The sequence below is a fragment of the Stenotrophomonas thermophila genome, from assembly GCF_001499715.1.
Taxonomy (GTDB): Bacteria; Pseudomonadota; Gammaproteobacteria; order Xanthomonadales; family Xanthomonadaceae; genus Stenotrophomonas; species Stenotrophomonas hibiscicola.
This window is the reverse complement of sequence record NZ_CVIW01000027.1, coordinates 23,630-36,235: the sequence shown is the minus strand read 5'-3', so window position 1 is coordinate 36,235 and position 12,606 is coordinate 23,630. Positions and strand designations below refer to the sequence as shown.

General features: G+C 66.8%; 13 protein-coding genes. 2 read left to right on the top strand and 11 right to left on the bottom strand.

The features are described 5' to 3' along the window. The first annotated feature begins 169 nt into the window (after nt 1-169). Both BN1263_RS13070 and BN1263_RS13065 read left to right on the top strand, forming a co-directional pair. Nucleotides 170-442: a hypothetical protein gene (locus BN1263_RS13070; RefSeq protein ID WP_005409616.1), complete on the top strand. Its 273-nt coding sequence runs from the start codon at nt 170-172 to the stop codon at nt 440-442. Between the two features lie 110 nt (nt 443-552). Further along, nucleotides 553-1,308 carry a SapC family protein gene (locus BN1263_RS13065; RefSeq protein WP_019659662.1) on the top strand — a complete coding sequence of 252 codons (756 nt, stop codon included), beginning with the start codon at nt 553-555 and terminating at the stop codon, nt 1,306-1,308. Here the strand turns inward: BN1263_RS13065 and BN1263_RS13060 are convergent, their stop codons facing one another. From BN1263_RS13060 to BN1263_RS13010, 11 genes are all read right to left on the bottom strand, one after another. After that, nucleotides 1,309-3,633, bottom strand: coding sequence for an ATP-binding protein (locus BN1263_RS13060; protein ID WP_080398820.1), 2,325 nt, complete (start codon nt 3,631-3,633; stop codon nt 1,309-1,311). Next, complete coding sequence (locus tag BN1263_RS13055; RefSeq protein ID WP_260832955.1) at nt 3,630-4,298, bottom strand: LuxR C-terminal-related transcriptional regulator; 669 nt, start codon at nt 4,296-4,298, stop codon at nt 3,630-3,632. The genes BN1263_RS13060 and BN1263_RS13055 overlap by 4 nt, the downstream gene beginning before the upstream one ends. 180 nt (nt 4,299-4,478) lie before the next feature. Continuing rightward, the gene (locus tag BN1263_RS13050; RefSeq protein WP_019659664.1) at nt 4,479-5,012 is read right to left on the bottom strand and encodes a lipocalin family protein; all 534 of its coding nucleotides are present in this window, start codon (nt 5,010-5,012) and stop codon (nt 4,479-4,481) included. 8 nt (nt 5,013-5,020) lie between these two features. Continuing rightward, nucleotides 5,021-6,094, bottom strand: coding sequence for an SAM-dependent methyltransferase (locus BN1263_RS13045; RefSeq protein ID WP_058981685.1), 1,074 nt, complete (start codon nt 6,092-6,094; stop codon nt 5,021-5,023). Further along, nucleotides 6,091-6,876: a DUF1295 domain-containing protein gene (locus BN1263_RS13040; protein ID WP_058981683.1), complete on the bottom strand. Its 786-nt coding sequence runs from the start codon at nt 6,874-6,876 to the stop codon at nt 6,091-6,093. The genes BN1263_RS13045 and BN1263_RS13040 overlap by 4 nt, the downstream gene beginning before the upstream one ends. Continuing rightward, nucleotides 6,873-7,418 carry a DUF2878 domain-containing protein gene (locus BN1263_RS13035; RefSeq protein ID WP_058981681.1) on the bottom strand — a complete coding sequence of 182 codons (546 nt, stop codon included), beginning with the start codon at nt 7,416-7,418 and terminating at the stop codon, nt 6,873-6,875. Before BN1263_RS13035 ends, BN1263_RS13040 begins: the two co-directional genes overlap by 4 nt. A 1-nt stretch (nt 7,419) precedes the next feature. Next, the gene (locus BN1263_RS13030; RefSeq protein WP_058981679.1) at nt 7,420-8,679 is read right to left on the bottom strand and encodes an SAM-dependent methyltransferase; all 1,260 of its coding nucleotides are present in this window, start codon (nt 8,677-8,679) and stop codon (nt 7,420-7,422) included. Next, the gene (locus tag BN1263_RS13025; protein ID WP_058981676.1) at nt 8,676-9,443 is read right to left on the bottom strand and encodes a DUF1365 domain-containing protein; all 768 of its coding nucleotides are present in this window, start codon (nt 9,441-9,443) and stop codon (nt 8,676-8,678) included. Before BN1263_RS13025 ends, BN1263_RS13030 begins: the two co-directional genes overlap by 4 nt. Beyond that, nucleotides 9,440-10,717, bottom strand: coding sequence for an NAD(P)/FAD-dependent oxidoreductase (locus tag BN1263_RS13020; RefSeq protein ID WP_058981675.1), 1,278 nt, complete (start codon nt 10,715-10,717; stop codon nt 9,440-9,442). Before BN1263_RS13020 ends, BN1263_RS13025 begins: the two co-directional genes overlap by 4 nt. A 1-nt stretch (nt 10,718) precedes the next feature. Beyond that, nucleotides 10,719-11,669: an acyl-CoA desaturase gene (locus BN1263_RS13015; protein ID WP_058981674.1), complete on the bottom strand. Its 951-nt coding sequence runs from the start codon at nt 11,667-11,669 to the stop codon at nt 10,719-10,721. 81 nt (nt 11,670-11,750) lie between these two features. Next, nucleotides 11,751-12,518: a hypothetical protein gene (locus tag BN1263_RS13010; RefSeq protein ID WP_058981671.1), complete on the bottom strand. Its 768-nt coding sequence runs from the start codon at nt 12,516-12,518 to the stop codon at nt 11,751-11,753. Nucleotides 12,519-12,606: the final 88 nt, after the last annotated feature.

The following is a 12,606-nucleotide window of genomic DNA, read 5'->3' as shown; positions in this document are numbered from 1 at the left end:
ACCGGGTCGCGAGCTCTGCAGTAGATCCACGCCATGCGTGGATGGATCCGCACCGACACGGCAACATTGGCGCTGCATCGCAACAAAAGTGCAGAAAAAAGCTGGATTAAAGTGATGCCTCACGATAAATTGCGCCCCCCCGTTGCTCGCCGCCGCCCGCACCCCTCTCATGCGTGATGACAAAGACCCCGGAACCCTGGAGCTGACCCTGCCGCGCAAGCGCGGCCGTCCGCCCAAGTTCGGGTACGCGATGAGTGATGCGCAGCGCGCCGCGCGTTATCGCGCGCGCCGGGCAGGGCAGGCCAACCATGCCGACGTGCGTTCCTGCAGCGACATGGTGCTGCTGGACAAGATCCGTGCCGCGGTGAGCGCGCGCGACACCGAGCTGGCCGGGTTCCTGGTGCACGTGCTCTGGCAGCGCTACCCCTTGCAGCTGAAATAGGCCGTCGGTGGGGTGGCCGTTGTCATCGAGCTTGTTGATAATGCGGGATTCAGGTTGTTCCCGCTGGCGCGCCCGGGATGGCAGGCGCGCATGATTGAACGGTTCCCAAGATGACCACCACCAGCGACACCACCACCGAAGCGGCGCCGAGCGGCGCTCCCCTGTTCTATACCCGTCCGGTGCCGCTGCAGGCCGATGTGCACGCCGATCTGCGCATCCTGCCGGGCAGGCTCGAGTTTGCGGCCGGCAACAACGCCATTCCGCTGGTGCTGGGCGAGTTCTCGCTGGCCCTGCACCACTTCCCGATTCTGTTTGCTGGCCCGACCGCCGTGCCGATGGCGGCCGTCGGTGTGTCCGACCAGAATCTGTTCATCAAGGACGGCCTGTGGGAAGACGAGGCCTACATTCCGGCCTACCTGCGTCGCCACCCCTTCATTTTCATCGACACCGGTGCGGACAATGACTTCCTGCTGGGCATCGACGAAGAGAGCTCGCGCGTGGTCAAGGGGGGTGACGAAGGCCAGCCGCTGTTCGTGGACGGCAAGGCCACCGACATGGTGCAGCAGGCGCTGGAGTTCTGCGGCCAGTACACCCGCGAGCACGAACAGACCCAGGCCTTCTCCAAGGCCCTGATCGACAACGGCCTGCTGGTCGAGCGCAACGCCACCGTGCGCACTCCGGATGGCCGCGAGTTCAATCTCAACGGCTTCCTGGTCGTGGACGTCGAGAAGTTCGTCGCGCTGCCGGAAGCAACCGTGGTCGAGTGGCACCGCAGTGGCTGGCTGGCACTGATCCACCAGCACCTGATGTCGCTGGGACGATTCAACGACCTGACCCGTCGCCAGGTCGAGCGCCTGGCGGCCTGATCAGCTTGAAGGCACGGCTTCCGCCTTGCGGGAGCCGTGCCACTGCTGCAATCCCTGCAGCAGTCGCCATGCCTCGCCCCAGTCGGGCGTGGCCTGCTGCCCCAACTCCCACAGGGCGGCCGCGGTGCCGGCCTGGTCGATTGCCCGGCACATCTGCAACGTGCCCTGCAGGCGGTGCGCATGATGGCGCAATGTCGCGGCATCGGCGTCCTGCAGGGACTGTTCGATCCCGGCCAGCTCATGGGCGATATCCGCAGCGAAATCCGGGTCGGCGCCCGGCGCGCTACAAGGCGCGGCAGCGTGCGCCGAAGGCGGAAGGCCCAGCGCCTGCAGCAAGTCTGCCACCTGCAGCGGCTTGACCAGGACGGCGTCGAATCCGGCCCGGCGACAGCGCGCCACGTGCCGGCGCCCCATGCGGGCGGACAGGGCAATCACTCGCAGGGGCGCCTTTGCCCGCGCGCGCAGCTGCTGTGCCAAGCCGTAGCCGTCCCGTCCGTGGAGCCCGATATCCAGCACCACCGTGCCGCGCGGTCGCAGCGTCTGTTCGGCCAACGCGGTTTCCGCATCGGCAACCGCGCACACATCGGCACCCAGCCGACGCAGTTGCTCTGCCACGACGCGCCGGCTGAGTGCATGGTCCTCGACCAGGAGCAGCTCTGTGCCCGTCAACGGCGCCTGCTGCGGGCGCTCGATGGGGGGCGGATCGCGAGGGACAGCGCGGACCGGCAGTCGCAGGGTGAAGCGACTGCCGCGCCCATGTACGCTGTACGCGGCCAGGTTGCCGCCCATGGCAATGGCCAGCTCGCGCGCAATCGTCAGGCCCAGGCCAGTGCCGCCGCGCTTCTGGCCATCCTCTCCCTGCTGGAACGGGCGGAACAGTAGCGGCAGTTGCGCGGGGGCGATACCGATGCCGCTGTCGATCACATCCAGCAACAGCTCCCTGGCAGACGGGATGGGTGACAGCTGCAGGCGCACTTCGATGCCACCGGCATCAGTGAACTTCAACGCGTTGCCCAGCAGGTTGTCGACAATCTGGCGCAGCCCGTCAGCATCGAGTGCGACCGTCGGCGCGGGGTCGGGCGTGCAATCAAGCTTGAGGGACAATCCCCTGCGCAGTGCCTCCGGCCGGATCGCGTCCAGTGCATGGGCACAGAGCTGGCCGACGTCGCAAGGTACGACGTGGGGCCTGAAGCTGCCGCTGGCCAGACGCGAGAACGCGAGCGAGCGGTCGAGCAGCCTGCGCAGCGCGTGGCCGGCGGCACGCGCGGCCGCGAGCAGGTCGCGCTCTCTCCTGGACAGGCGCGACTGGCTCAGCAGGTCGATCGAAGCCAGTATCGTCTGCGCGGAATTGCGCACTTCGTGGCTGATCATTCCTGCCGCGCGCCCAAGGCGTTGTTCCGTGCGACCGATTCGCCAACGTAGTGCCTGCCAGAACACGGTCAGGCCGATGAGTATTGCGGCCACATACAGCAGCCAGGGCAGGTGCAGGGCGCGCACCCGGTCAAGCGCGTTCTCGATGGAGGCGGGCAGCATCTGCTGCGCCCACAATGCCAGCAGGCCCGCGTGCTCTTCGAGCGTGATGTCGTGCAGTGCCTGGTCGATGCGCGTCAGCAGCTGCTGGTCCTCGCGGCGCACGAGCAGGTGCAGATCGGTGGAGAAGTCGCTCTCGAACGGTAGAAGCTGCAGTTTGCCCGCGAAGTGCCGCCGGATCATCGCGTGCAGTGTAGCTTCCAGGCCGATCGCAGCATCGGCGATGCCGTTGTCCACGGCGGCCAGGGCTGCATGCCGATCGGGCAAGTGCAGCAGGCGGACCTGCGGATGGTGGGTTGCCAGCCAGCTGGCATAAGGGCCGCCGCGAATCACGGCCAGCACCTGCGCCTTCACGCTGCCGACGTCACGTGGCGCGTGCTCGCCTTTACGCACGGCCAGGACCGTCTTGCCGCCATCGAAGGCGCCGGATGCCATCAGGCCGGGGCAGGGCCGTGGGCGATGCGCCGGGCCGCCCATCACCAGCACCAGATCGGCCTCGTGCCGGCAGACGGCAGTGACCGCTGCCCTCGTGCTGGTGTAGGCGATGTCACGGAAGCGCAGTCCGGAATGGTCAGCCACGAGCTGCGCATAGCCGTGGGCGAGGGTCGGGAGCGGGATCGAGTCCGCCAGTGGTGCAGGCAGCGGGCGCAATGATGGCGCGGTGGCGACCCGCACTTCGCGACCCGCCGGCCACGCCTGCAGATGTGCATCCTCGGCCGAGGCTGCTGGCAGCAGGATCAGGACCATCAACGAGGTGACAAAGGTATGCAACCGGAGGCGAACACGGCGCCTCATCGGAGGTTCCGCTGCTCTCGCAGCGCATAGATCTCCACGTCATTGCGCAGCCCGAGCTTGCGCAGGGCGGCCACCTTCTGGGTGCTGACCGTCTTGACGCTGCGGTGGCGGCGCAATGCGATCTCCGATACGGTCAGGCCGGACAGGAGCAGGTCCAGCACTTCGCGTTCATTGCGACTGAGTTCGTCGCGGCAGGCCGGGACCAGGCAATCGGCCGGCAGGCGGCACAATCCCTGCGATACACGCACGATGGCCTCGGACAGCATCTCCAGCGGCTCGGATTTGCTGACAATGCCGCTGATGCCGGCCGCCAGAAGGTGGTCCACGCGGGTTGTTGGCGTCAGCGTGGCGAAGGCCAGCAGGGGCACATGAGGAAAGCGCTCCCGCAGCAGGGGAACCAGCTCATCACTGCTGCGGTCGCCAGGCGCCAGGGTGAGATCGATGATGGCGACATCCACTGCCAGCTTGCGCAGGCAGCCGATGAACGCGTCGCTGTGGGTGTGGCTGGGGACAATGTTGAAGCGGACGTCGCGGCACAGGTGCAAGGCGGTGCCGCGGCGGACGACTTCGTGATCGTCTAGCAGTGCGAGCCGCAGACGGCGCGGTGCAGGGTATCCATTCATGCGCGGGGAGGTGATCGGCGCCCGGGAGGGCGTGGCGACCATTCTGGCGCTGCTGCCGCGCCGGGCACCGAATTTGCTGGATTTTTGCGATTATTCCTAAGAGTCAATGTGCGCGAACCATCAATCCAGGGGTGTTAATTGATGTAATGGATCGCCACGCCCGAATCCAGGCCCTTCAGAAGTTGGCGGGCGATGCCGCCCAGCGCAAAGGGTCGTGGCGTGTCATCGGACCGACTGCGGCACGCGTCTGAGCTTGCGGGTGTCATAACCCATTGCCGCAATCCGTGCGACCGCCTGCTCATAGTCATGCTCGGACACCTGTGGTGTGCGGGCCATGTACCAGACGTAGTCGCGCTTGCTGCGCGCCACGATGGTCTGGCGGTAGCTCTCGTCGAGCCAGGCAATCACGTACTCGGCCTGGATTGGCCAGATGAACTGCATGCCCCAGATCGCGCCATTGCCTTCCTTCTCCACACGACCGATGGGATGCATCGACTTCTGCGGCGCATCGAAGCTGCCCTTGCGGTAGGTGAAGGTGGTCTGGATGCGCCCGTCGGGACGAAGTGCGTAACTCTCCACCGCGTCGAAGGCCTCCCGTTCGGGGCGCGACGGGATATGCGCGATCACATACCAATCGCCCATGAAGCGCGGTACATCCACGGATGGCGGGCGCGGCAGCGGGCGGGTGTCGCTGGAACTGCAGCCGGAACCGAACAGGCCGACCGCGATCAGGGGAAGCAGCGAGAACATGCGCATGTTGCACCTCAGCGGGGTCGGAACAGATAGTGGGCAACCAGCCACTGCTGGCCGTCGTCATAGCCAAACAACTCGGCACAGGCCATCCAGAACATCCGCCAGCGCTGCCACCAGACCTTCGCTGCAGCCTGGCCATAGGTTGCGATCAACACCGGAATCACCTGCTGGCGGGCCGCATCCTGGTTGGCCAGCCAGTGGTCGGCGGTGCGCTGGTAGTGGGTGCCGTCCAGCAGCCAGCGCTGGTCGAGCCGCAGGTCGCGCTGGAAATGCAGCAGGGTGTCAGCTGCCGGCATCAGCCCGCCGGTGAAGAAGTGCCGCCCCATCCAGTTGTCGCCGCCGTCTGTCTCGAACGGATACATCAATGTGCGATGGGCGAAGATGTGCACGAACAGCGCGCCGTCCGGCTTCAACCACCGAGCGATGCCCGCCAGCAGGCGCTCGTAGTTGCGCACGTGTTCGAACATCTCCACCGACACGCAGCGGTCGAAGCGTGCCGCAGGCAGCTCAAGCTGGTTGACATCGCGGGTGATTACCTCGACGTTGTGCAGCCCCCTGGCTTCACACTGCGCCATGATGTGCTGGCGTTGGCTGTGCGAATTGGAAACGGCGGTGATGATGGCCTGCGGGTAGCGTTCTGCCATCCACAGGGTCAGTGAGCCCCAGCCGCATCCCAGTTCGAGAATCTGCTGGCCATCGGCCAGGCCTGCGCGCTGGCCGTACAGTTCCAGCATCGCGTCCTCGGCCTGGTCCAGCGTTTCACGCCCGGTGGGGTAGTAGCAGCTGCTGTACTTCAGTCGCTTGCCCAGGCAGGCCTGGAAAAAAGCAGCTGGCACTTCATAGTGCTGTCGGTTGGCTGCGTCGGTGTGCAATGCGAGTGGGCTGTCGGCCAGCTCGGCGATGCGCCGGCTGAAGCGCGCCGACTGGCCTTCGATGCCACCCTCGCTTTCCTCATGCAGGCGTTGTGCGCACAAGCGGCGGATGCCCGCACGCAGCGCCGCATCGGGGACCAGCCCGCGTTCGGCCCAGGCGATCAGCCCGGTTTCCGCGTCTTCGGCTGGGTTCAGTGACGGGATCGCGTTCATGCGGAATGCTCCTTGGAAGAACGGGGGAACCAGGGAAAGAACATCGGTGTGTTGCGCTGGTAGGCGCGGTAGTCGTCACCACGGCTGCGCAGAGCCTGTTTCTCGGTGAATGGAATGCCGCTGAGGTAGCGCAGGAACACGTACATCAGCAATGGGCCGGCCCACGCCAGCCACCACAGCGGCGAACCGACCGCGAGCAGCACATAAGTGAACCAGTGCAGCCACTCGAAGAAGTAGTTGGGGTGGCGGGAATAGCGCCAGAGCCCTTCGCGGCAGGTGCGGCCCTTGTTTGCCGGGTCGGCGCGGAACCGGGCCAGCTGCCGGTCGGCCAGTGCTTCGCCGCCGACGCTCAGCAGCCACACCAGCGCGGCGGCCACGGCCCACCACGTCATGCGGCTGCTCGGGTTGGCAGCCACTGCGACAAAGGGCAGGGCAAACAGCAGCACCAGCAATGCCTGCGCCATGAAGAAGCCAAAGATCTTGCCCTGGTGGCCCTGCCAGTGTTCGCGCAGATAGCGGTAGCGCCCGTCTTCCGGTTCGCTACGGACCCGGTGCCAGAGGTGCAGGGCCAAACGGCTGCCCCAGAGGCCGCCGAGCACGCCCAGCGCGATCCGCGGCACCGTCGCGCCGTCGCCGAGCAGCGCCAGCAACAGGGCCGATGCACCGACGCCCTTGGCCCAGAGCACATCGACCACGCCGATGTTCTGGTGGCGGCGCTGCCAGGCCCAGCCCCAACTCATCATCAGCAAGGTGTACAGCAGGACCCACAGGAGATGATTCATGAAGGAACTCCAGCCAGGGGCGGCGAGCTGGCTCGTGAGCCGCGACGGGCGCAGTGGCACAGCAGTGAAAGCGCGATGCACCAGCCCGCACCCAGTACCAGCAGGCCCTGCCATGCCGGCGCAGCGAACCGCACTGCATCAAAGCCACGTGCCGCGGACAGATAGGCCAGCGGTGCCAGCAGCAGGCCGAACAGCGCCGGCAGGGCACGGTGGCGCAGCAGGAAGCGCATCGAGGTCGTCAGCGTCATCGCGAACGCGGCCCACAGCGCCATGATCCACGGCGGAGGCGCCCAGGCGAGCGGGGCGGCGGCGTAACGAACGGTGCCGGTCGCAGCGGCGCTGGCATCGACCAGCCAGGCGCAGGCCAGCGCCAGCACCATCAACCGAAGGTCCAGCCGTGGTTGCGGCGACGTCAGCAGCTGGCTGCCGATGTAGAGAGAGGCTGCCAGCAACGCCGGCCACTGCCAGCCGCGCCCGGCGCCGGCCACGGCGCACAGCCAGACCAGCTGGTTGCCAAGCAGATTGGCCCAGAACCGGCGCATCTCAACTGCCTTGGCCCGATGAGGCGCCCGGGCGATGCCCCGGGCGTGCCATCAGCAGATGGGAGACCCCGATCGAGCGCTCCAGGAAGCCGCCCTCGCAATAGGCCAGGTAGAACTCCCACAGGCGGCAGAAGCGCGTATCGAAGCCCTGCGCCTGCACGTCGGGCAACCGGACGAGGAAGCGCTGGCGCCAGGCGCGCAGGGTCAGCGCGTAGGAGTGGCCGAAGTCCTGCTGGGCGATCAGCTGCAGGTCGCTGGACCGCGTTTTGGCGGCCATGATCGCGTTGATCGACGGAATGAAGCTGCCGGGGAACACATAGCGCTTGATGTAGTCGACGCTGCGCCGGGCCTGCTCGTAGCGATGGTCCTCGATGGTGATGGCCTGCAGCAGGGCAACGCCATCAGGCTTCAACAGGCGCTGCAACGTCGCCATGTAGGTGTCCAGGTATTCGGCGCCGATGGCCTCGATCATCTCGATCGACACCAGCTTGTCGAACTGGCCCTGCAGGTCGCGGTAGTCCTGCATCAGCAGCGTGACCTGGCCTTGCAGGCCTGCGGCGCGCACGCGCTCTGCCGCCAGCGCATGCTGTTCTGCGGAGATGGTGGTGGTGGTGACGTGGCAGCCGTAGTGCTGCGCGGCGTGCAGCGCAAAACCACCCCAGCCGGTGCCGATCTCCACCACGCGGTCGCCCGGTTTGAGCTTCAGCTGCTGGCAGATGCGGTCCAGCTTGCGCCGGGAGGCGGATTCCAGCGACTCGTCTTCTTTGTCGAACAGGGCTGAGGAATACATCAGGTCCGGCGACAGGAACAGGGCAAAGAAGTCGTTGCCCAGGTCATAGTGCGCGGCTATGTTGCGGCGGCTGCCCTCGCGGCTGTTGCGGCGCAGGCGGTTCCAGCCCCGCAACAGCCAGCCGCCCAGGCGGGCCGGGCCACGCTCCATGCCGTCGAGCAGGTCGCGATTGCGTACCAGCAGCCGAATCAGCGCCACCAGGTCATCGCAGTGCCATTCGCCCTGTATGTAGCTTTCACCTGCACCCACACTGCCCTGCGCTGCAACCTTGCGGTAGAACGCCGGGTCATCGATGGTGACGGTGACATGCAGTTCGCCATGCGCATCGCCCAGCCAGACTTCGCCGAGTGCATCACGCACGCACAGGCGGCCGTCGCGCATGGGGGCAAGCTGGGCCAGCAGGCGTCGGCGCAGGAATGCATCCAGGGCGCCGGGACGTGGCAAGGCGACCAGGGGAGTCATCGAATTCATCGTGGTTTCTCGGCAAGAGCAGGGTGGTCGTGCACGGGGTTGCGCTTCAGCCACAGCCGCAGCGCGTGCCAGTGGATGGCGGCCACCACCTGCGTCGTCATCAGGGGGTAGCAGGCCAGTACCCGGGCCAGCCCAGGGCCGTCCAGCACCCTTCGCTGCATGGACTGGGTGGCGTCGAACTGCCGAACGCCGTCGCGCCAGACCTGCATGTGTACGCGAAGATCATCACCAGGTGCGTTGAACCGCCAGTCGTAGCGGCAGTCCATCGGCATGAAGGGTGAGACGTGGAAGGATTTGTCGAATGTCCAGCGCAGTGATGCCCCGTCGCCGGTGGCCGCAGCTACCGGCAGCACATAGGCGTGCCGCTCCTTCCACGGGGTATTGGTGATCTCGGCGACGATGCAGTCCAGGGTGCTGCCATCGGCCCGGTAGCAGTAGTAGAAGCTGACCGGATTGAATACGTGCCCGGCGAAGCGAAGATGGGTGAGCAGGCGCACCGGGCCGGTGGGCCGATAACCCAGGGTAGCCGTGGCATGGTCGCGCACCGCATCGGCCAGCGGTTGCGCAGGGTTGCCGAAGTAGTCACTGCGGCGGAACTCGGCCAGGTTGCGGCGATTGACCGACCACAGCCAGCGCCCGGCAAACACGGTCTCCAGCTCGTCCAGATCGAGCAGCAGCTGCGCGATCGGATAGCGGAACGCGTGGGGCTGCGGATGATGCCGTCGGTGCATCACCTGCCCGAAGTAGAGTGCGCTGGCACTCACGCTGCCACCTCGCCGGATGCGATGGTGTCGCGGTGCGGGGTGCACTCGCGCATCGCGTCCACCACGCGGCGGGCGCTGCGGATGCCGTCTTCGTGGAAACCCCAGCCCCAGTACGCGCCCGCGAACCAGGTGCGGCGGCGGCCCTGCAGCTCAGCCCAGCGCTGCTGCGCGCGTACCGCTGCGTGGTCGTGGACCGGATGGGCATAGTGCAGCCTGCGCAGCACCTTGGCCGGGTCGATCGCCTCGCTGCGGTTGAGGGTCACGACCAGCGGGGTGTCACCGGGCAGGCCCTGCAGGAGGTTCATGCAATAGCTGACCGTACAGGGCGCGCCTGGCTCCTTGGGAACGTGTGCATTCCATGCGGCCCATGCCTTGCGGTTGCGCGGCAGCAGCGATGCGTCGGTATGCAGTACTGCTTCGTTGGCCTGGTAGCGGATGGCGCCGAGCACGTCGCGTTCGACCGGATCGGCGTCACGCAGCAGGGCCAGCGCCTGGTCGCTGTGGCACGCCAGGATGACCTCGTCAAAGCCCTCCACGCCGGCCGCGCTGTGCACGCGCGCGCCCCACGGCATGCGCTCGACCGAATGGACCGGACATTCCAGCCGCTCGCGTACCCGCCAGCGGGCACGCAGGGCATCGACATAGCGTGCCGAGCCACCGCTGACTACCCGCCAAGGTGCGCGCCCGGTCATCTGCAGCATCTGGTGGTTGGCCATGAACTGGGCCAGGTAGCGGGCCGGGAACTGCATGACCGTGTCGGTCGGTGACGACCACAGCGCTGAAGCCATCGGCAGCAGGTGCTCGTCGATGAACGCAGCACCGTAGCGCTGGCTGTGCAGGTACTGGCCCAGTGTCGGGCCTTCGCCTTCGGCAAGCAGCAGCGGTGCATCCCGGTAGAACCGGCGCAGGTCGGCCAGCATTCCCCAGAAGCGTGGCGAAACCAGGTTGCGGCGCTGGCAGAACAGGCCATCCAGCGACGTGGCGTTGTACTCGACGCCACTGCGCTCGCTGTGCATTGAGAAGCTCATGGTGGTCGGCTGCGAGGCCACGCCCAGTTCTTCAAATAGTGCCGTCAGCAGCGGGTAGTGCAGGGGGTTGAAGACGATGAAACCGGTATCCACCGCCATGCGCGTGCCGTCCACCTGCACGTCATGGGTGTGGGTATGCCCGCCCAGGTAATCGTTGGCCTCGAACAGCGTCACTTCGTGTTCGCCGTCCAGCCACCAGGCGCTGGCCAAGCCAGCGATGCCGGAGCCGATGATCGCGATGCGCATGTCAGTACCTCGCCTTGGCCAGTACCCACTCGGGGATGGGCTTGAGCCCCCTCACCAGGCCGAAGGCCGCCATTGCGCGCAGCCCGTACCAGGTCAGGTCGATCTCCCACCAGCGGAACCCCTGGCGGACGGTGCCAGGAAAGAAATGGTGGTTGTTGTGCCAGCCTTCGCCGAAGGTAAGCAGCGCCAGCCAGAGGTTATTGCGGCTGTCGTCACGGGTCTCGAAGCGCCGCCGGCCAAAACGGTGGGCCAGTGAGTTGATGGTGACGGTGGCGTGGAACAACACCACGGTGGAAATGAAGAAGCCCCACACCAGCAACTGCGGGCCAGAGGTGTGCAGTCCGGGCGCCCAGCGCTCCAGGCCGGCGCCGAGTGCGTACAGCGCAGCAGCCAGCAGTACCGGTACCGCCGTATCAAAGCGGTCCAGCCAGCGCAGCTCGGGGAACCGCGCCAGGTCAGGCACGCGCGATAGATCCGTGGCGAATGCCTCACGGGTCAGGAACCAGCCCATGTGGCTGCGCCAGAAGCCGCCTTCGCGCGGCGAGTGCGGGTCCAGCGGCTGGTCGGCATGCCGATGGTGATGGCGATGGTGGGCGGCCCACCACAGCGGCCCACGTTGCACGCTGGACGCGCCGATCACCGCGAACACGAACTGCACCGTTCGCGATGCCTGGAACGTCCGGTGCGAGAAGTAGCGGTGGTAAAAGGCGGTGATCGCAAACATGCGCACTGCGTAGAGGGCTGCGGCGACGATCACTGCGGTCCACGAGATACCTGCCCAGATCACCGCGATGCACGCCACGTGCATCAACGCGAACGGTACGGCGCGCAGCCAGTCGATGCGTCCGGGCTCGCCAGCGGCGTGGTCTGCAGCGCTGCCGGTGTCGACCCATCGCTTCAGGGTGCGCAGCAGGCGCCAAGGTCGGCGGGGGAGGGGCGCTACAGAGGCCATGGCGGATCTCGGCGGGTGTCGTGTCTTCCTCTACGCAGCAGTGCGCGCAATGGATGCGGCCGGCTGTGGAGAATTTCGGCTTCACTTGGGCATCACGCTGCAGCGCCCCACCAGGGGTTGCGTCCAGGCCTGTTGCCATTCGCTGGCGGACCGCTCGGCAACCGGCGAGCTGAAGCGCACCGTGACCTGTGGGTAGGTGCCGCGGGCATCGCGCAGGTTGCTGGTGCCGCGGAACTCCAGCAGGCGGCGGTCGGCGCTGGCATAGACCAGCGACAGGCGCGGTGCGATGCCGCCGTACCAGGTGTCCAGACTGACCTCGATGGCTTGGGCGTCGATGCCCTGCCACCGAACAGGTTCGGTGCGCCGCACCTGCACCGGGAAGAAGCGCTGCCGCCCCGGCACCAGGAAGGGCAGGCTGATGCGTTCACCCCGCAGCAGCGCTGGCCAATGCAGGCGCACCGCGGCGTCGAAGCCCGTGTCGATCACCGCATCCGGTGCCAGTTCAAGCCGACGCTGACGCAGCTCACTGGCGGCATCTTCTTTCCAGGCGATGGACACCGATTCGCCACTGGCGTCGACTTCAGCGGTTTGCCCGCTACGGCTGTCCTGCAGCGAATAACCCCGGGCCTGCGGGCGGGCGCTGGCCGGCAGATGCTTGCGGGCGAAGGGGCGGCCATCCGGGCACTGATAGAGCACCCAGCGTTCGGCACCCTCCGATGGGCCGCGCCGCCAGTGCACTTCACGATAGAGCAGGTCGCCCTGCGCCGAGGTGGCCACGCCTTCGTTGCGCAGCCAGGGCGCCGCCAGCGCGGCATGGGGCAGGCATAGCAGCAGCCAGGCAGTGCGCATGGTATTCGTCCGGTAGGGAGGCTCAGGTCATACGGTGGCCGTGGCTGCTTGGATGCGCAGTGCCTGCTGCATCCAATGGCCGCCCCTG

Excerpts from the sequence above, each read along its gene's own strand:
- BN1263_RS13010 (WP_058981671.1), bottom strand. The coding sequence starts at position 12,518 with ATGCGCACTGCCTGGCTGCTGCTATGCCTGCCCCATGCCGCGCTGGCG.
- BN1263_RS13030 (WP_058981679.1), bottom strand. The coding sequence starts at position 8,679 with ATGAATTCGATGACTCCCCTGGTCGCCTTGCCACGTCCCGGCGCCCTG.
- BN1263_RS13070 (WP_005409616.1), top strand. The coding sequence starts at position 170 with ATGCGTGATGACAAAGACCCCGGAACCCTGGAGCTGACCCTGCCGCGC.
- BN1263_RS13015 (WP_058981674.1), bottom strand. The coding sequence starts at position 11,669 with ATGGCCTCTGTAGCGCCCCTCCCCCGCCGACCTTGGCGCCTGCTGCGC.
- BN1263_RS13055 (WP_260832955.1), bottom strand. The coding sequence starts at position 4,298 with ATGGTCGCCACGCCCTCCCGGGCGCCGATCACCTCCCCGCGCATGAAT.
- BN1263_RS13040 (WP_058981683.1), bottom strand. The coding sequence starts at position 6,876 with ATGAATCATCTCCTGTGGGTCCTGCTGTACACCTTGCTGATGATGAGT.
- BN1263_RS13060 (WP_080398820.1), bottom strand. The coding sequence starts at position 3,633 with ATGAGGCGCCGTGTTCGCCTCCGGTTGCATACCTTTGTCACCTCGTTG.
- BN1263_RS13045 (WP_058981685.1), bottom strand. The coding sequence starts at position 6,094 with ATGAACGCGATCCCGTCACTGAACCCAGCCGAAGACGCGGAAACCGGG.
- BN1263_RS13065 (WP_019659662.1), top strand. The coding sequence starts at position 553 with ATGACCACCACCAGCGACACCACCACCGAAGCGGCGCCGAGCGGCGCT.
- BN1263_RS13050 (WP_019659664.1), bottom strand. The coding sequence starts at position 5,012 with ATGCGCATGTTCTCGCTGCTTCCCCTGATCGCGGTCGGCCTGTTCGGT.
- BN1263_RS13020 (WP_058981675.1), bottom strand. The coding sequence starts at position 10,717 with ATGCGCATCGCGATCATCGGCTCCGGCATCGCTGGCTTGGCCAGCGCC.
- BN1263_RS13035 (WP_058981681.1), bottom strand. The coding sequence starts at position 7,418 with ATGCGCCGGTTCTGGGCCAATCTGCTTGGCAACCAGCTGGTCTGGCTG.